We start from the raw sequence: 17685 nt of genomic DNA, 5'->3' as shown, positions 1-17685 counted from the left end.
CGGATCAGGCCGCCGCCCGCCGGGCCACCGCGAGGGCCTGCTCGGCGTAGCCGCGCCCGAACAGCACGGCGTGCACCAGCAGCGGGAACAGCTGGTGCACGCCCACCCGGTCCGCCCAGCCGTCGGCGAGCGGCGCCGCCTCCTGGTACCCGGCCAGCACCCGCTCCAGGTGCGGGCAGCCGAACAGCATGAGCATCGCCAGGTCGGTCTCCCGGTGGCCGCCGTGCGCGGCCGGGTCGATGAGCCGTACCCGGCCGTCGGCGCCCCACAGGACGTTGCCGTTCCACAGGTCGCCGTGCAGCCGGGCGGGCGGTTCCGCGGGGCCCGCCAGCAGCGGCAGCCGGGCGCAGACCCGCTCGACGGGGGCGGCCTCCGCCGGGCGCAGGACCCCGCGGTCCACCGCGCCGCGCAGGTACGGCAGGACGCGGTGCTCGGCGTACCAGCCCGGCCAGTCGGTCCCCGGCACGTTGCGCATCGGGGCGCGGCCGATGAAGGCGTCCTCGGGTCCGCCGGGCGGGGGCGCCCCGAACGCGGGCGCCCCGGCGCGGTGCAGGGCGGCCAGTTCGTGGCCGAAACGCAGCGCGGCCGCGGCCGTCGGCGCCCCGGTCGCCACCCGCTCGGTCACCAGCCACCGCCCGTCGTGCCCGAGTACGTCCGGTACGGCGACCGCCCCTGCCCCGGCCAGCCAGCGCAGGCCCGCCACCTCGGCCGCGACGGCCCCGGGGGCGTCGCCGCGCTTGACCATGACCGCCGTGCCGTCCGCGAGGGTGACGGCGACCGGTGTCCCGGTGGCCGCCGGCTCAACGGTGACCGGGCGTCCGGTGAGCCGGGCGGCCGCCTGCCCCGGTGTCCCGCCGCTGTCGTCCACGGCGACCAGGGTAGGGCCGTCGCGGGTCAGGCGCCCCAGGTGCCCTGGTTCGGGGCGCAGTTCCAGCCCGTCCCCTTGAGGGTGAACTTCACCTTGTAGGAGTGGGTGTTGAGCAGGTGCGTGCGCACCCGCACCCCGAGGCTCGCCTTCTTCTTCAGGGTGGCGGTGTACACGGACACGGTCTTCGACGTGCTGTGGGTGACCTTGCCGCCCTTCGCCTTGGCCGTCCCGAACCGGATGTTCTTGACGTTCGTGACGGTGAAGGTGACCTTCTTGAAGCTCTTGGTGGTGCTCTTGTTCTTGAGCCCGAAGTACAGCCCGCCGTTGGTGACCCAGCCGTGCGAGTCGACGTAGAAGCTGCTCGGGTAGACGAGGTCGACGGGGCAGCCGGAGGTGGCCGGCGCCGTCGTGGCCGCCGACGCGGCGGCGGCGGAGCCGAGCTGGGCGGCCGTGACGATCCCGGCCGAGGCCAGGACCACGGCGGTCGTACGCATGCGGTTGTTCACGGTGAAGAACCTTCCCCCTGGGGTCCGGGCGGACCCTGACCGGACTGTGCCATCGCCGAGGTGCGCGGGGCACCCGGAAATCTCCCCGAACGTAGGGCACTTGGACGATTGCTACGGCTGTTTTCAGCCAACACGCGCGGTGTACCCGAGGTCACCCGCCGGTGACCGTGAGCCCCGCCGGGTTGGCGGGCGGCAGCAGTCCCGACCCGAGGACGGTGGCGGTGAGCGGCTGGAGGAGGGCGGCGAGGCGGGCGGTGCCGTCGGCGCCGAGGGCGGTCCACGGCTGTTCGGCCGCCGCGTCGGTGCGCGCCTCGACGACCGCCCGGCCGGCCGTCCCGGCCGGGGTCAGCGCCCCGTCCGCGTCGAGCCAGCCCCGCTCGCGCAGCCCGTCCTCCGCGGCGGCCCAGTCCGCCGGCTCCCACTTGCGGGTCTCCCGCAGGAACACCCCGTCCGACTCCCCGGCGGCGGCCTTGAGCACCATCGCCTCGACCGGCCCCAGCCCCTCGCCGACCAGCACCGCGACATGACCGTCACCGCGGTGCTCGCGCAGCGTGGTCAGCGCCTGCCAGAGCCGCACGTGCGGCCGGTCGGGGCGGTCGAGGGCCTGGTTGGCGGCGGCCAGCGGCCGGCCCGCCGTGTCCGCGGCGGCGGCCGCCGCCCAGGCGAGGTCCGCCGCCTCCGCCAGCTCCGGGGAGGCCACCGCGTCCGCGCCGAACATCCGGGTCATCGCCGCGTCCATCGCCCGCTCGCGCGCCGCGACCGCGTCCGCCGGTCCGGCACAGGCCCAGGCGTCCGGCAGCGCCCGGGCGACGCGGTCGCGGTGGAAGACGTAGAAGCAGCTCGTCACCACGGCCGGCGGCACCGCGCCCAGCGGGGCGGCGCGCAGGGCGAAGTAGCCCATCCAGTAGCCCCGCAGCCCGAGACCGTCCGCCGCCCGGCGCGCCTCCGGCGCGAAGTAGACCAGTTCGTGCACCGGCTCGAACCGCTCCCACATCCCCCGTGACACCACGTACCCCACCGCTTCCTCCCACCGCCGCCGGACCGCGTTCGCGGGACCAGACTGCGTCATGACAGCTGTCATAACAACCCCCGGTGGACGACGGGGACCCCGGCCCGGAACGCCGCGCGGGACGCATGCGGCCTCCGGGGTGGCGGACGCCGTGGTCCGTACGGGGGAGTGCGCGCCGCAGCGGAGGGACGGCTCGGCGTGTCGCGCGAAGGCGGCGCCAACTGGTCTTCACGAGCGGGAGGTTGACTCCCGGCGCCGGGTCCCGAGGCCGCGGCGGGGCCGGTGTGCCGTTGGACCGCCCGGGTGGGCCGCTAACCCGGGCGGGCGGCCCGGATGGTGCGCGGCGCCGACCTCCCTGACGGTGGTTCATGTCGGGACCGGGTCTCACCAGCTGATGCAGTGTCGCTGCCCGGTCACGCCGGAAGGACATCGACATGCGTTCTGCCCGCCTGATTCTCGCCGCGGCGGCCGCGACCGCCGCGCTCGCCGTCACGGCTCCCGGCGCCCACGCCGCCGTTCCCGCCGGGGGCGACGGAGGTCACGACGGCTCCGGGTACAGCAAGGAGCACGACAAGTCCTACAGCAAGGAAGACGACGACGAGGACAGCCACGACGGTCCGCGCGGCGGCATGCACACGGGTGGCGGAGCGCTCGCCACGGTCCGCGGCGGCGACTGGGACTCCGACGACAGCCGCTTCGACCCCGAGACCTACAAGGACAAGGACAAGGACAAGGGCGGCAAGGAGCACGAGAAGAGCGGTGGTTACAGCAAGGAGGAGTCCGGCGGGGGCCACGACGGCGGCGGTGGGGAGAAGGGCGACTGGGGCGGCGACGAGCACGAGAAGCCGCGCGGCGGCATGCACACCGGTGGCGGCGCCCTGGCCGCGCCCGGCGTGACCACCGGGGGACTCGCCGTGCTCGGGGTGGGCGCCGCGGGCGCGTACGCGCTGCGCCGCAAGAGGGGCACCGGATCGGCCGCCTGACCGGTTCCCGGCACTCCACGGACCGCGGCCGCCGCCGGCACCGGGTGCCGGCGGCCCGCGCCCCCGTCACCCCGGGGTGCCCCCGGCCGCCGTACCCCGCCGCGGCCCGTGCCCCGTGCTCCGACCCCGTGCTGCCGTGCCCGAGTGAGGTGGTGTCCGATGGCAGCTGATCCGTCCTCCCCGAACCCTGCCGAACCCGCGCCGGACGAGCAAGACCCCCGCGGCGGCGGGCGGCTGACGCTGTGGGCGGTGGGCATCCTCGTCCTGGCCTTCGGTGTCCTCGGCGGACACGGCCAGGCGCCCGGCGCCGCCGGTGCCTCCCCGTCCGGCGCGACGTCCGCCGCCGTTCCCGCCGTCCCGGACCGGCCGGCCGTCCCCGAGCAGCCGGGCAGCGCGCTGCCGCGCTCGGCGCCGACCCGCCTGCTCATCCCGAAGATCGCCGTGGACGCCCCGTTCACCGACCTCACCCTCAACGCGTCGGGGCAGCTGCAACCGCCGCCGGCCGCGGACACCAACCTCGTCGGCTGGTACGCCGACGGCGCCGCGCCCGGCGAGACCGGCACCGCGATCATCGCCGGGCACGTCGACACGGTGGCCTCGGCGGCCGTCTTCGTCCGGCTCGGCGAGCTGGAGCGCGGCGACCGCTTCACGGTCAGGCGGGCCGACGGGCGCGCGGCCGAGTTCGTCGTCGACAGCGCCGAGACCTTCGCCAAGGACGACTTCCCCAGCGAGCGCGTGTACGCCGACGCGGACCGGCCCGAGGTGCGCCTGATCACCTGCGCCGGCGACTACGACCACTCCGTCAAGGACTACACGGACAACCTCGTCGTCTTCGCCCACCTCCTGCCCGACGGCGAACAGGACGAGGACCTTTCCTGACCACCCTGACCGCCCTGACCGCCCTGACCGACCGCCCGCGACGGCCGCCCCGCCTCAGGGGCGGTCGGCGGCGAAGGGGCGGTCGTCGGCGAACGGGCCGCCGGGGCCGAAGACCCGTTCGGCGAAGCGTTCGCCCATGCGGCGGTGGGCGGCGGCGTCCGGGTGGAGCTGGTCGGGCAGCGGCAGCTCGGCGCAGTCCGCCTCGCCGTACAGCTCGCGGCCGTCCAGGTAGTGCAGGTGCGGGTCGTCGGCGGACCGCTGCCGGACGATCCGGGTCAGCTCCTCCCGGATGACGCCCAGCGTCAGCTTCCCGCTCGCGCGCTCCGCCGGATCGCCCATGGCCCGGAACCGCAGCCGCCCGCTGCCGAGGTCGGACAGGTCGGGCGCGCTGGGGCCCGGGGTGTCCTCGTGCATCGGGCACAGCACGGGCGAGACCACCAGCAGCGGCGCGTCGGGGTGGCCCTCCCTGAGCGTGTCGAGGAAGCCGTGCACGGCGGGGGTGAACGCGCGCAGCCGCATGGCGTCGGCGTTCACCAGGTTGATGCCGATCTTCACACTGATCAGGTCGGCGGGTGTGTCGCGCATCGCGCGGGCGGTGAACGGGTCGAGCAGCGCGCAGCCGCCCAGCCCCAGGTTGACCGGCTCCACACCGGCGAGCAGGGCGGCGCGCACGGGCCATATGCCGGTCGGGCCCGCGGTGTCGGGGCCGTGGCTGATCGAGCTGCCGTGGTGCAGCCACACCCGGCGGCCGCGGTCCGGCACCGGCCGGACCGGGGCGTCGGCGCGCAGCGCGAGCAGTTCGGTGGTCTCGGTGTGCGGCAGCCAGACCTCCACGTCCTTGTCCCGGCCGGGCAGCCCGGTGAAGCGGACGGTGCCCGCGGGACCGGCCTCCTCCCGCGTGCCGCCGGTGGCCATGTCGACGGTCACCGTGGTCCCGCCGGTGACGCTCGCCCGCCCGCCCGGCAGGCCGTCGACGAGGAGGTCGTACTGCCCGTCCGGGCGGGGCGGGGCGCCGACGTAGACCAGCTTGGTACGCCGGGTGTCGAGTTCCACGACCGTGGCCCGGGTGCGCAGCACCAGCCGTACGCCGGAGGGCTGGGACTCCGCCATGGCGAGCTGCTCGTCGCAGAACTGGGCGCGGGCGCGCGCGGGCAGCCGGTGCGGCAGCAGGCCGTCCCGGGTGCGCTCCAGCTCCAGGGCGCCGCGTACGAGGGCCTCGGTGATGGGCGTGGTGATCAGGTCGTGCTCGCCGGTGGTCCTGGCGGTGGTGTTCATGGCCCCAGCCTGTCGAGAGGAACGGTCGGTCGGATCAGGCCCGTGCGGGCCCGGCGCTGTCCCGGGCGGGCCAGTCGCGCAGCAGGGCGTCGAGCGCGTCCAGGATCCGTGACCAGGACTCCTGGGTGTCCGGAGCGCTGTGGCTGAAACCGCCCGCCGCCTCCAGGCTCACGTACCCGTGGAAGACACTGCCGAGCATGCGGACGGCGTGGGTCTGGTCCGGTTCCGCGAGGTCGTAGCCGCGCAGGATCGCCCGCGTCATCTGCGCGTGCCGCCGGCCCGCGCCGGCGGCCGCTGCCTGTGCGTCCAGCGGGTACTGGGCCGCCGCGTAGCGGCCGGGATGGTCGCGGGCGTAGTCGCGGTAGACGTCGGCGAAGGCGACCAGGGCGTCCTTCCCGGCCCGGCCGGCCAGGGCGTCGGCGGCCCGGTCGGCGAGTTCCTCCAGGGCGAGCAGGGCGATCCGGGTCCTGAGGTCGTGGGAGTTGCTCAGGTGCGAGTAGAGACTCGCGACCTTGACGTCGAAGCGCCTGGCGAGCGCGGAGAGCGTCACCCGCGCGAACCCGCTCTCGTCGGCGAGTTCCGCGCCCGCCCGGACCAGGCGGTCCGTGGTCAGTCCCGCACGCGCCACCCCGTGTCTCCCCTCGTCCCGGCTCCTGCCGGCTCCACCCGAACGTCTTCAGCGAAAGCCTAAAGGCTTTAGGGAGCGGGGACATCCCTGTCGGCCGCCCGGCCGGGGCGCCGCCCTGACCTGCGGGCGCGACTTGTGTCCCCGGCGACGTGGTGGAACGCTTCCTGCGCGCCCGGCCACGGACACCCCGCGCGGGCGCCGGTCCGTGGGCACCGGGAAGGAGACGGAATGGAGCTGGAGCTTCGGCACCTGCGGGTGCTGTGCGCGATCGCCGACACCGGCAGTGTCGGCCGGGCCGCCGCGCAGCTCGGGTACGCGCAGCCCGCCGTCAGCACCCAGCTGCGGCGCATCGAACGCTTCCTGGGCGAGCCCCTCTTCGAGCGCGGGGCGGCGGGCACGCGGCCGACCCCGTACGGCGCCGAGGTCGTCGCCCAGGCACGGGACGTGCTGGCCCGCGCGGCGGCGATCGGGCACCGCCCGGCGGCCGGCGGCGACCGCGAACGGCGCACCCTGCGCGTGGCGGCCACCAACTCGCCCGTGCTCTCCGGCACCCTGTCGCGGACCCGCGCCCGGATGCCGGAGCTGACCCTCGCCGTGAGCAGCGTCTACGCCTCGTCGCGGATCGTGGAGCTGCTGGAGGAGGGAGCGGTGGACGCGGCCATCGCCGCCGACTATCCGGGCATGGAGCTGAGGCACTCGGCCGCGGTGCGGCACCGCGGGATCGTCACCGAGCCCACGTTCGTGGCCCTGCCGTCCGGGCACCGGCTCCGGTCCTGCCCGCAGGTGGCGCTCGCCGACCTGGCCGGTGACCCGTGGTTCGTGACGCCGGACGACGGGGCCGGCTGGCCGGGCGTCTTCCACGACGCCTGCGCCGCGGCCGGGTTCAGCCCGGTGACCGTGCACGAGTTCCTCGGCGACCAGACGCAGTTGCAGAGCATGATCGCCGACGGCCTCGGCGTCTCCCTCGTCCAGCCGACGCTGCGGCCGATCCCGCACGTGGTGGTCAAGCCGCTGGCCGGGGCCCCGCTGTGGTGCCGGTACGTGCTCGCCTGGCGGCCGGACGCGGTGGGCGACGACGTGGTGGACGCGCTGCACCAGTCCGCCACCGACGCCTACCGCGATCTCGCCGCGCACTCCCCGCACCTGCGCACCTGGGCCTCGCGCACCTGGAGCCTGGCCGGCGCCTGGGGCACGGCGCGGTGCGACGCAAGACGCCGCCGACCGGGGAGCGGTCGGCGGCGTCGCGCGGGGCGCCGGAGGGCGGCTCAGACGGCCGTCGCCGGGTACGTCGGGTACTCCACCCCGGACACGTGCTGCACGACACGCACGACCTGGCAGGAGTAGCCGAACTCGTTGTCGTACCAGAGGTAGAGGATGGCGTTGTCGCCGTCGACCTTGAGCGCGCCGGCGTCGACGATCGAGGCGTGGCGGGAGCCGATGAAGTCGCTGGAGACCGCGTCGGGCGCCGTGATGAAGTCGATCTGGCGCTTGAGCGGCGAGGTCAGCGACACCTCGCGCAGGTAGTCCAGGACGTCCTCGCGGCACGTCTCGCGGGCCAGCTGGAGGTTGAGGATCGCGATCGACACGTCCGGCACCGGGACCCGGACGGAACTGCCGGTGATCTTCGCCTTGAGGTCGGGCAGCGCCTTCGCCACGGCGGAGGCGGCACCGGTCTCGGTGATGACCATGTTGAGCGGCGCGGAACGGCCGCGGCGCTCGGCCTTGTGGTAGTTGTCCAGCAGGTTCTGGTCGTTGGTGAACGAGTGGACGGTCTCCACGTGGCCGCGCAGCACGCCGTACTCGTCCGCCATCGCCTTCAGCGGCGGGACGATCGCGTTGGTGGTGCAGGAGGCGCAGGACAGGATCCGCTCGTCCGGCTTGATCGTGTCGTGGTTGACGCCGTGCACGATGTTCGGGACGTCACCCTTGCCGGGCGCGGTGAGGACGACCTTGTCGACGCCGGGGCGCAGGTGCTTGGACAGGCCCTCGCGGTCGCGCCAGTTGCCGGTGTTGTCGATCAGGATGGCGTTCTTGATGCCGTACTCGGTGTAGTCCACCGCGCTCGGGTCGTCGGCGTAGATCACCTTGATGGCGTTGCCGTTGGCGACGATCGTGCCGGCCGCCTCGTCGACGGTGATCGTGCCCTGGAACTGGCCGTGGATGGAGTCGCGGCGCAGCAGCGAGGCGCGCTTGACGAGATCGTCGGCGGCCCGGCCCCCGCCGCCGCGGACGACGACGGCGCGCAGCCGCAGCCCGTTGCCGGAGCCGGACTTCTCGATGAGCAGCCGGGCGACGAGGCGGCCGATGCGGCCGAAGCCGTAGAGGACGACGTCCCGGGGCTCGCGGCGGTCGATCTTGTTGGCCCCGGTGGCGCCGGCCACCGCCTCGGCGGTGAACTCGGCGACGGACAGGCCGCGGTCGTCGGCCTTGTAGGTCGCGGCGAGCATGCCCAGGTCGATCTGGGAGGGCCCGAGGTCGAGGGTGGTCAGGGCCTGGAGGAACGGCAGGGTCTCGGTGACGGAGAGTTCCGCACCGGCGATCTGCCGGGCGAAGCGGTGCGTCTTGAGGATGCTGACCACCGACTTGTTCACCAAGGAGCGGCTGTGCAGCAGGACGGTGACGTCCCGCTCACGGTGCAGCTTCCCGATGATCGGGATCATCGACTCCGCGATCTCCTCGCGGTTCTTCCAGTTGGTGAACGAGTCGTCGTTGACAGTCACAGATCTATCTTTCGAGCTAGGCAGCGCTCATATGCTAACCGGATGATGTCCGGGTCCCTCCCGGGGGGTGTCCGGTGCTGCAACCGGGCGGAACGACGGGGCAAACGCCTGTCCCCGATTGCGGCGCCCACCAGGGCAGCCCAAGGTCGGACGGTGAGTACGTCCTCGGTACCCCGGTCCGGATCCACCGCCCCGCACCTTCCCGTCCGCGGCGCCGGCGAGCCGCGCCCGGCGCGCGGAGGGCCGCCCGGCGTCTGGCGTGCCCTCGCCCTGTTCGGGGCCGTCCGCCTCGCCGGGATCGCCGTCGTCGTCGCGGCGAACCACCTCACCGGCCGGCCGGCGGCCGGGAACCTGGCCCACTCCTGGGACTCCCGCTGGTACCTGCACATCGCCACCCACGGCTACGGCCACCTGATCTGGATCTCCCCCGCCGGCGCCGTGCAGAGCGACTGGGCGTTCTTCCCCCTGTATCCCGGCCTGATCCGGACCCTGACCACCGTGCTGCCGCTCACCCCGGGCGCCGCCGCGCTGCTCGTCGCCTTCGCCGCCGCCGGGAGCGCGGCGTACGGCGTCTACGTCGTCGGCCACCACCTCTACGGCCGCGCCACCGCCACCGCGCTGGTCGTCCTGTGGGCCGCGCTGCCGCACGCGATCGTGCTGACGCTCGCCTACACCGAGTCCCTGTTCGCCGCCCTCGCCGTCTGGTCCCTGTACGCCGTGCTGCGGCGCCGCTGGCTGTGGGCGGGCGTGCTCGCCGCGCTGGCCGGGCTGGCCCGGCCGAGCGGCTTCGCGGTGGCGGTCGCCGTCGGCTGCGCGGCGGCCCACGAGGCCGTACGGCTGCGCGGGCGCGTCCCGGCCGCCCTGTGGGCCGGTGTGCTGCTTGCGCCGCTGGGCTGGCCGGCCCACGTGCTGTGGGTCGGGTGGCGGACGGGCGACCTCCTGCGGGGCTATCTGCGGGTGCAGGAGGCGTGGGACTCGCGCCTCGACCTCGGCGCCGGTTCCCTGCGCTTCCTGAGGGCCCTGTTCCTGCACGGCGGTGGCGTCGTCTACCCGGTGGCCCTGCTGACGGTCGCGGTGGGCGTCCTGCTGTTCGGGCTGCTGTGCCTGGACCGGGCCCCGCTGGCCCTGGTGGCCTTCGCGGGCGTCCTGGTGCTGCTGGTGGTCGCCACCTCGGGCTCGTTCTCGTCCAAGCCGCGCTTCCTGCTGCCGGCGTTCCCGCTGCTGATCCCGGTGGCCCGCGCGCTCACCCGCGCCTGGCGCGTCCGGCGGGCCCAGGCGCTGCTGGTCAGCGGTGCGCTGACGGTGGTGTCACTGCTGTTCGGCGCCTACCTGACCGTGGTGGCCCACTCCCCGCTGTGAGCGCCGCGGCCGGCGGGGGAGGGGAGCGGGGAGCCGGCGCCCCGGCGGCACCGGCACCACTCAGCCCCGGGAAACGGGGTACGTGACACACGTCCGAGGAAAGGATCGACATGACGACCTACGTGATCAGCGTGCCCGGTACCTTCACCGGCGGCGGCATCGGGGACGACGTGCGAGCGCGGCTGGGCCGGGCGCTGCGGCCGGCCGATCCGCACAGCACGCGGATGGGCACCACGGAGGACCTCGACGTGCTCACCGTCAACGAGGACCACACCTTCACCATCCGGCTGACCGTCGAGGCGGACACCGGGCCCCAGGCCGAGCAGGACGCGCGGCAGCTCGCGGACTCGGCGCTGCGGGACGCGGGCCTCGACGAGAACAGGGCGCCGCTGGGTCCTGCGGTGATCACCGGCATCGACTCCGATTCCGACGCCGGCTGACCGGCACCGACTGACCGCCGGGGCCCGGCCTCGAGGGGCCGGGCCCCGGTCGTCCCGGCCGGCGCCTCGAGGCGAGATCATCGCACAACGGTAAGATTGAGGCGTTTCGCCCGAAAGGGTTACCGCCCAGCCGGAGTGACCGATGCCCCGCAAGCGATCGACGCAGGACGGCGACGAGCTGCTGGCCCGCCTCGGCTCGCTCACCGCCCAGGCCCGCGAACGCGCGGAGCTCCAGCGCTCCAAGGTCGAGCTGGCCATCGCCCTCCAGCGCGGCATGCTGCCCCCCGACCTGCCCGCCGCCCCCGGACTGCACCTGGCCGTCCGCTACGCACCCGCCTGCCACGGCCTCAACGTGGGCGGCGACTGGTACGACGCGTTCACCATGCACGACGGCCGGATCGGGCTGTGCATCGGAGACGTCCAGGGGCACAACATCGAGGCCGCCGCCTTCATGGGACAGGTCCGCGCCGGTCTGCGCGCCCTGGCCACCGTCACCGGCGAGCCCGGCGAACTCCTCGGCCGGACCAGCGAACTGCTGCTCTCCCTGGGCAGCGACCTCTTCGCCACCTGCACCTTCATGCGGCTCGATCCGGCCACCGGCATCCTGGAGAGCGCCCGGGCCGGGCACATCCCCTTCGTCTGGGCGACCGCCGACGGCAGGTCCGGCATCGCCGAGGACGAGGGCGGCCCGCCGCTCGGCATCGCCACCGGCATGCGGTACCCGGTGGCCCGGCACCGGCTCACCACCGGCGGTGTGTTCGTCCTGCTCACCGACGGGGTGGTGGAGGGGCCCGCGCTGAGCGTCGAGGACGGACTCGACCAGGTGGTCCGCCTCGCGGGCATCGCCGCCGTCGCGGGCCTGGAGGCGCACGCGCTCGCCGCCGCCGTCATCAAGGGCGCCGAGAGCGTGGGACACGAGGACGACGCCGCCGTCCTCGTCGTCGGCCACGACGGCCCCGGCAGCCTCGGGCACGACGGTCCCGGCATCGCGCCCTGAGCGCCGCACCGACCGCTCCCCGCCTGGCCGATGCGGCCACGACGGTGTGAGATGGCTGCTGTGGTGGCTCCCCAGGATCTGCGCCGGACGGGCGTCCGCGTCCTCCAGGCACTGGCCGTCGCCGCCTGCTACTACGCGGCCGGGCGGCTCGGCCTGCTGCGCCGGCTCGTCGTCGAGGGCGCCGTGGTGACACCGATCTGGCCGCCGACCGGCGTCGCGGTGGCCTGTCTGCTGATCCTCGGGCTGCGCTGCTGGCCCGGCGTCTCCCTCGGCCAGCTGCTCGTCGTCCTGTACCTCACCTCACCGGGCGCCGACACCGCCGGCATCGTCGCCGGCAGCACCCTCGCCCCGGTGTGCGCGGTGCTGCTGCTGCGCCGGGCGGGTTTCCGCACCGACCTCGGGCGCCTGCGGGACGGTCTCGCGCTGGTCTTCCTCGGGGCCTTCACCGCCATGCTGATCAGCGCGACCTTCGGCGTCGGGCTCCTCGTCATCACCGGCAGACTCGCCGGGTCGGGCTTCTGGCCGGTCTGGCTCGCCTGGTGGGTGGGCGACGCGATGGGCGTCCTCATCGTCACGCCGATCCTGCTGATGCTGTACCGGGCACGCCGCCCGCTGCCGCTCGGCCGCTGGAAGGAGGCCGTCGCGCTGGCCGTCGTCGCCTGCTGCGTCATCCCGCTCGCCGCGTACAGCACGCTCAGCAGCCTCTTCCTCGTCTACCCGCTGCTGATCTGGGTGGCGCTGCGCTTCCAGCTGGCCGGCAGCATGACGTGCGCGCTGGTGACCTCCGTCGTCGTCACCGTCGCGGCCACCCGGGGCGAGGGCGCGTTCCACGGGCTGAGCCACGTCGAGGTCATGACCAAGCTCCAGGCGTTCAACGGCGCGCTGGCCCTGACGGCGCTGCTGTTGTCGGCCGTCATCACCGAGCAGCGCAACACCCGGCGCTCGGTCGAGCTGGCCTGCCAGGAACTCGTCGAGGTCCTGGAGCACCTCACCGCCGGGGACGCCCCGCCCGGCCGCCCGCCCACGGACCAGGACGACCCGCGGCCGCAGCCGCCCTGACCGCACCCGGGCCGCCCCGCCCCGCCCGCACGTGTCGGACGGCCCGCGGGGGCACCGAGAGACGACGGGCCGGACCGCGAGGCCCGGGGGGCGGGCCCGGCGGAGCCGGAGGGACAGGGCGGCATGGAACAGCGGACGGCGCCGGAACGGGCATCGGGGCGACCGGCGGCCGGAGCGGCCCGCACGGCAGCGGGCACCGGCGCGATGGACACGGCAGGGACGCCGGGCACGGCGGAGCCAGTAGGCACGACGGCGGGTGCCGACGTGCGCCGGCGCGTCCCCCGTACCGCGCCGTGCTGCGCGATCCGCGCCTGGTGGACGCGGCCGGCCGGCTCGGGTCCGGTGTGGTCGAGGCGGCCGTCCGGCGGGCGCAGGAGGTGACCCGGCCTGCCGGGGCGCACGGGCGGTGACGGCGGACGACTGCGCACGATGGCCAAAATCCTTCCGCTACCCCCCTTCTCGCACTCCACACCTCCCGCGCCGAGGTGTTTTCGGTGATGCTCGGTACTTGACCGGATGCTTTGTCCCGCGTGCCACACGTGGGTTAGCCTGCGGCGTATTTCTCATCTCGCAAATCCGTGAACTGCGGAAATGCACACACGTAACGCCGGGCACGCATGGGGCTCCCGGCACGGTTCCGAGCCCTCGCCCGAGGGCTCCTGGGGAGCGGAACGAGGGTGGGCATGGCCGGCAAGACGACCGAGGCGACCGACGTGGTCCCGGGAGACCACGAACTCCGGCGGCTCCTGGCAGGGCTGACAGCCGTACGCGACGGCGACTTCGGGACGCGTCTGCCCGACGACGCCGACGGTCTCATGGGAGACATCGCGACCGTCTTCAACGGCATGGTCGACCAGCTGTCGGTGTTCACCTCCGAGGTCACCAGGGTGGCCCGCGAGGTCGGCACCGAGGGCACGCTCGGCGGGCAGGCGGAGGTGCCCGGCGTCTCGGGGACCTGGGCCGACCTGACCGACTCGGTGAACGCGATGGCGGGGAACCTCACCACACAGGTCCGTGACATCGCCCAGGTGGCCACGGCTGTCGCCAAGGGCGACCTGTCGCAGAAGATCGACGTGCCGGCGCGCGGCGAGATCCTCCAGCTGAAGGAGACCGTCAACACGATGGTCGACCAGCTGTCCGCCTTCGCCGACGAGGTGACCCGCGTCGCCCGCGAGGTCGGCAGCGAGGGACGCCTGGGCGGCCAGGCCCAGGTGCCCGGCGTCGCCGGCGTCTGGCGCGACCTGACCGACTCCGTGAACCACATGGCAGGCAACCTCACCAGCCAGGTCCGCTCCATCGCCCAGGTGACCACCGCCGTCGCCCAGGGCGACCTGTCGCAGAAGATCACCGTGGACGCCCGCGGCGAGATCCTGGAGCTGAAGTCCACCATCAACACGATGGTGGACCAGCTCTCCGCGTTCGCCGACGAGGTCACCCGCGTCGCCCGCGAGGTCGGCACCGAGGGCCGCCTGGGCGGCCAGGCCGACGTCAAGGGCGTCAAGGGCACCTGGCGCGACCTGACCGACTCCGTGAACTTCATGGCGGGCAACCTCACCGACCAGGTCCGCAACGTCGCCCAGGTGGCGACGGCGGTGGCCCAGGGCGACCTGTCGCAGAAGATCACCGTGGACGCCCGCGGCGAGATCCTGGAGCTGAAGAACACCATCAACACGATGGTGGACCAGCTGTCCGCGTTCGCCGACGAGGTGACCCGCGTGGCCCGCGAGGTCGGCACGGCCGGCAACCTCGGCGGCCAGGCACAGGTCCGCGGGGTCTCGGGCACCTGGAAGGACCTCACCGACAACGTCAACGTGATGGCCTCCAACCTCACCGGCCAGGTCCGCTCCATCGCCCAGGTGGCCACCGCCGTCGCCAAGGGCGACCTGTCGCAGAAGATCACCGTCGAGGCCAAGGGCGAGGTCGCCGCGCTCGCCGACGTCATCAACACCATGGTCGACACGCTGTCCGCGTTCGCCGACGAGGTCACCCGCGTCGCCCGCGAGGTGGGCACCGAGGGCCGCCTGGGCGGTCAGGCGCACGTGCCCAACGTGGCCGGCACCTGGAAGGACCTCACCGACAACGTCAACTCCATGGCCAACAACCTCACCGGCCAGGTGCGCAACATCGCGCTGGTGACGACCGCCGTGGCCAAGGGCGACCTGTCGAAGAAGATCGACGTCGACGCCCGGGGCGAGATCCTGGAGCTGAAGACGACCATCAACACGATGGTGGACCAGCTCTCCGCGTTCGCCGACGAGGTCACCCGCGTCGCCCGCGAGGTCGGCACCGAGGGCCGCCTCGGCGGCCAGGCCGAGGTGGAGGGCGTCTCCGGCACCTGGAAGCGCCTCACCGAGAACGTCAACGAGCTGGCCGGGAACCTGACCCGCCAGGTGCGGGCGATCGCCGAGGTCACCAGCGCCGTCGCCGAGGGCGACCTGACCCGCTCGATCACCGTGGAGGCGTCCGGCGAGGTCGCCGAGCTGAAGGACAACATCAACTCCATGGTGGGGTCCCTGCGCGAGACCACGCTCGCCAACCAGGAGCAGGACTGGCTCAAGACCAACCTCGCCCGGATCTCCGGCCTCATGCAGGGCCACCGCGACCTGCCCGTCGTCGCCGAACTGATCATGGACGAGCTGGTGCCGCAGGTGTCGGCCCAGTACGGCGCCTTCTACCTCGCCGAGGACGGCACCGCCGGACCCGAGCTGCGGCTCGTCGGCTCCTACGGCCGGCCCGACGGCGACACCCGGCCCGACCGCATCCCCTTCGGCCGCTCGCTGGTCGGCCAGGCCGCGCGCAGCCGCCGCACCATCGCCGTCGACGACCTGCCGCCCGGCTACGTCACCATCTCCTCCGGACTCGGACAGGTGGAGCCCTGCGCGCTGCTGCTGCTCCCCATCGTCTTCGAGGAGCAGGTCCTCGGCGTCATCGAACTGGCCGCGGTGACCGCGTTCACCCAGATCCAGCGTGACTTCCTCGAACAGCTCGTGGAGACCATCGGCGTCAACGTCAACACCATCGTCGCCAACGCCCGCACCGACGAGCTGCTGGAGGAGTCTCAGCGGCTGACCACCGAACTCCAGGCCCGGTCCGCCGAGTTGCAGGCCCGCCAGGAGGAATTGCAGAGCTCCAACGCCGAACTGGAGGAGAAGGCCTCGCTGCTCGCCGAGCAGAACCGGGACATCGAGGCGAAGAACCTGCAGATCGAGCAGGCCAGACAGGAACTGGAGGCCCGCGCCCAGCAGCTGTCGCTGGCCTCGAAGTACAAGTCCGAGTTCCTGGCGAACATGAGCCACGAGCTGCGGACCCCGCTGAACAGCCTGCTGATCCTCGCCCAGCTGCTGGCGCAGAACCCCTCGCGCAACCTCACCCCGAAGCAGGTCGAGTACGCGGGCATCATCCACTCCGCCGGCTCGGACCTGCTGCAACTGATCAACGACATCCTGGACCTGTCGAAGGTCGAGGCCGGAAAGATGGACGTGACGCCGGAGCGCGTGTCGCTGCGGCAGCTCATCGACTACGTCGAGGCCACCTTCCGGCCGATGACCTCGCAGAAGAGCCTGGACTTCACGGTCTCCACCGCCCCCGGCGCCCCCGCCGACCTGCTCACCGACGACTCCCGGCTGCGGCAGATCCTGCGCAACCTGCTGTCCAACGCGGTGAAGTTCACCGAGCAGGGCAGCGTCCTCCTGCGCATCGAACCCGCCCTCGACGACGAGGTGCCCCCGGGCGTGGTCCGGGGCGGCACCATCGTCGCCTTCCACGTGCGCGACACCGGCATCGGCATCCCCGAGCAGCAGCGGGAGACGATCTTCGGCGCCTTCCAGCAGGCGGACGGCACGACCAGCCGCAAGTACGGCGGCACCGGCCTCGGCCTGTCCATCACCCGGGAGATCGCCCACCTGCTCGGCGGTGCCGTCACCGTGGACAGCACCCCCGGCAAGGGCAGCACCTTCACCCTGTACCTGCCCGTCGCCCGCCCGGACTTCGAGGAACTGCTGCGCGGCGGCCGGCCCGCGCCGAAGCTCCCGGAGCCGGCCGGCACCGTGGTGCCGGCCGAGCGGGAACCGGAGGGCATGCTCATCACCCTCAAGCGGGAGCGCCCGCGACGGCTGCTGGTGGTCGAGGAGCGCCCGCGCGGCCTGCTCACCCTGGTCGCCGAGAGCGTGGTCCGCGACCTCGCGCACGGCCGCGGCGACGGCCAGTCCGGGACACCGGTCGACATCATCACCGCGGTCGGCGCGCAGGAGGCGGCCGGGGCGCTGGCCGCCGAGCCCTGCCACTGCGTCGTCGTCGAACTCGGCGTGCAGGACGCGGAGTCGTCCGTGTTCCTGGAGGCCCTGCGCGGCGACTCGGCCCTGACCAGCGTCCCGGTCCTGGTGCACAGCGCGCACCGCACCGAGCACGTCGCCGACGAGGCGGCCCGCTCCGGCACCGCGGGCGGATCGCTGGAGTACCTGTACAGCCTGGACGAGCTGCGCGAGCGCATCGCCCTGCACCTGTCCGCCGAGGAACCGGGAGACGTGCTCTCCCTGGTCCGCGGCGAGGAACCGCAGCGCCTGGCGATGCAGCCGCTCGACGGCGTCCAGGGCCGTACCGTCCTCGTCGTCGACGACGACGCCCGCAACCTGTTCGCGCTCAGCGGCATCCTCGAACTGCACGGCTTCCGGGTCCTGCACGCCGAGAACGGCCGCAAGGGCATCGAGACGCTGGTGAACAACCCCGAGGTGGCGCTCGTGCTGATGGACGTGATGATGCCCGAGATGGACGGGTACACGGCCACGGCCGAGATCCGCAAGATGCCCCAGTACGCCGACCTGCCCGTCATCGCGGTGACCGCCAAGGCGATGCAGGGCGACCGGGAGAAGAGCATCGCCTCCGGTGCCAGCGACTACGTCACCAAGCCCGTGGACACCGACGACCTCATCGCCTGCGTACGGCGCTGGCTGCCCGCATGAGGAC

At 73.6% G+C, this 17685-nt stretch carries 13 protein-coding genes and 1 pseudogene; 8 read left to right on the top strand and 6 right to left on the bottom strand.

Translation table 11 applies throughout. The features are described 5' to 3' along the window. Nucleotides 1-4 precede the first annotated feature (4 nt). From ACZ6CZ_RS19625 to ACZ6CZ_RS19615, 3 genes are all read right to left on the bottom strand, one after another. Entirely contained in the window at nt 5-868 is an 864-nt protein-coding gene (locus ACZ6CZ_RS19625) for a fructosamine kinase family protein (protein WP_469022499.1), read from the bottom strand. A 26-nt stretch (nt 869-894) separates the two neighbouring features. Continuing rightward, entirely contained in the window at nt 895-1374 is a 480-nt protein-coding gene (locus ACZ6CZ_RS19620) for a hypothetical protein (RefSeq protein ID WP_469022497.1), read from the bottom strand. A 151-nt stretch (nt 1375-1525) separates the two neighbouring features. Further along, a complete protein-coding gene (locus ACZ6CZ_RS19615; protein WP_469022626.1) occupies nt 1526-2368 on the bottom strand; it encodes an SCO6745 family protein in 843 nt (280 codons plus the stop codon). Between the two features lie 449 nt (nt 2369-2817). On the opposite strand from ACZ6CZ_RS19615, the gene ACZ6CZ_RS19610 reads away from it, so the two are divergent. Both ACZ6CZ_RS19610 and ACZ6CZ_RS19605 read left to right on the top strand, forming a co-directional pair. Further along, nucleotides 2818-3366, top strand: a complete 549-nt coding sequence (locus ACZ6CZ_RS19610) for a hypothetical protein (RefSeq protein WP_469022494.1) — start codon at nt 2818-2820, stop codon at nt 3364-3366. Between the two features lie 159 nt (nt 3367-3525). Then, entirely contained in the window at nt 3526-4245 is a 720-nt protein-coding gene (locus tag ACZ6CZ_RS19605) for a class F sortase (RefSeq protein WP_469022492.1), read from the top strand. A gap of 54 nt (nt 4246-4299) precedes the next feature. On the opposite strand, the gene ACZ6CZ_RS19600 is transcribed toward ACZ6CZ_RS19605, so the two are convergent. Together ACZ6CZ_RS19600 and ACZ6CZ_RS19595 are read right to left on the bottom strand one after the other, a co-directional pair. Next, nucleotides 4300-5520, bottom strand: a complete 1221-nt coding sequence (locus tag ACZ6CZ_RS19600; RefSeq protein WP_469022490.1) for an SGNH/GDSL hydrolase family protein — start codon at nt 5518-5520, stop codon at nt 4300-4302. Between the two features lie 34 nt (nt 5521-5554). After that, a complete protein-coding gene (locus ACZ6CZ_RS19595; protein ID WP_469022488.1) occupies nt 5555-6148 on the bottom strand; it encodes a TetR/AcrR family transcriptional regulator in 594 nt (197 codons plus the stop codon). A 228-nt stretch (nt 6149-6376) separates the two neighbouring features. Here ACZ6CZ_RS19595 and ACZ6CZ_RS19590 point away from each other — a divergent pair. Beyond that, nucleotides 6377-7327: pseudogene (locus ACZ6CZ_RS19590) on the top strand (LysR family transcriptional regulator); the annotation flags it as partial. An 86-nt stretch (nt 7328-7413) separates the two neighbouring features. Here the strand turns inward: ACZ6CZ_RS19590 and ACZ6CZ_RS19585 are convergent. Continuing rightward, nucleotides 7414-8868 (bottom strand): glyceraldehyde-3-phosphate dehydrogenase, encoded by a 1455-nt coding sequence (locus tag ACZ6CZ_RS19585; protein WP_469022486.1) that lies wholly within the window; start codon nt 8866-8868, stop codon nt 7414-7416. 153 nt (nt 8869-9021) lie between these two features. On the opposite strand from ACZ6CZ_RS19585, the gene ACZ6CZ_RS19580 reads away from it, so the two are divergent. The 5 genes from ACZ6CZ_RS19580 to ACZ6CZ_RS19560 all read left to right on the top strand — a co-directional run bounded on the left by ACZ6CZ_RS19580 (nt 9022) and on the right by ACZ6CZ_RS19560 (nt 17681). Continuing rightward, nucleotides 9022-10227: a hypothetical protein gene (locus ACZ6CZ_RS19580; RefSeq protein WP_469022484.1), complete on the top strand. Its 1206-nt coding sequence runs from the start codon at nt 9022-9024 to the stop codon at nt 10225-10227. A 110-nt stretch (nt 10228-10337) separates the two neighbouring features. Next, a complete protein-coding gene (locus ACZ6CZ_RS19575) occupies nt 10338-10667 on the top strand; it encodes a hypothetical protein (protein ID WP_469022481.1) in 330 nt (109 codons plus the stop codon). Nucleotides 10668-10809: 142 nt separating this feature from the next. Beyond that, entirely contained in the window at nt 10810-11664 is an 855-nt protein-coding gene (locus ACZ6CZ_RS19570) for a PP2C family protein-serine/threonine phosphatase (protein WP_469022478.1), read from the top strand. A 51-nt stretch (nt 11665-11715) separates the two neighbouring features. Continuing rightward, nucleotides 11716-12723, top strand: a complete 1008-nt coding sequence (locus tag ACZ6CZ_RS19565) for an MASE1 domain-containing protein (protein WP_469022475.1) — start codon at nt 11716-11718, stop codon at nt 12721-12723. A 683-nt stretch (nt 12724-13406) separates the two neighbouring features. Next, nucleotides 13407-17681, top strand: a complete 4275-nt coding sequence (locus ACZ6CZ_RS19560; RefSeq protein ID WP_469022472.1) for a HAMP domain-containing protein — start codon at nt 13407-13409, stop codon at nt 17679-17681. Nucleotides 17682-17685 lie beyond the last annotated feature (4 nt).

The organism is Streptomyces sp. NPDC041135, assembly GCF_055592085.1.
The sequence above is the reverse complement of the archived record's forward strand: the minus strand, read 5'-3'. Positions and strand labels throughout refer to the sequence as shown.

Bases quoted from the DNA above. Each gene is read 5' to 3' on its own strand.
- ACZ6CZ_RS19615 (WP_469022626.1), bottom strand. From the start codon at position 2,368: ATGTGGGAGCGGTTCGAGCCGGTGCACGAACTGGTCTACTTCGCGCCG.
- ACZ6CZ_RS19610 (WP_469022494.1), top strand. From the start codon at position 2,818: ATGCGTTCTGCCCGCCTGATTCTCGCCGCGGCGGCCGCGACCGCCGCG.
- ACZ6CZ_RS19605 (WP_469022492.1), top strand. From the start codon at position 3,526: ATGGCAGCTGATCCGTCCTCCCCGAACCCTGCCGAACCCGCGCCGGAC.
- ACZ6CZ_RS19600 (WP_469022490.1), bottom strand. From the start codon at position 5,520: ATGAACACCACCGCCAGGACCACCGGCGAGCACGACCTGATCACCACG.
- ACZ6CZ_RS19575 (WP_469022481.1), top strand. From the start codon at position 10,338: ATGACGACCTACGTGATCAGCGTGCCCGGTACCTTCACCGGCGGCGGC.
- ACZ6CZ_RS19570 (WP_469022478.1), top strand. From the start codon at position 10,810: ATGCCCCGCAAGCGATCGACGCAGGACGGCGACGAGCTGCTGGCCCGC.
- ACZ6CZ_RS19565 (WP_469022475.1), top strand. From the start codon at position 11,716: ATGGCTGCTGTGGTGGCTCCCCAGGATCTGCGCCGGACGGGCGTCCGC.
- ACZ6CZ_RS19560 (WP_469022472.1), top strand. From the start codon at position 13,407: ATGGCCGGCAAGACGACCGAGGCGACCGACGTGGTCCCGGGAGACCAC.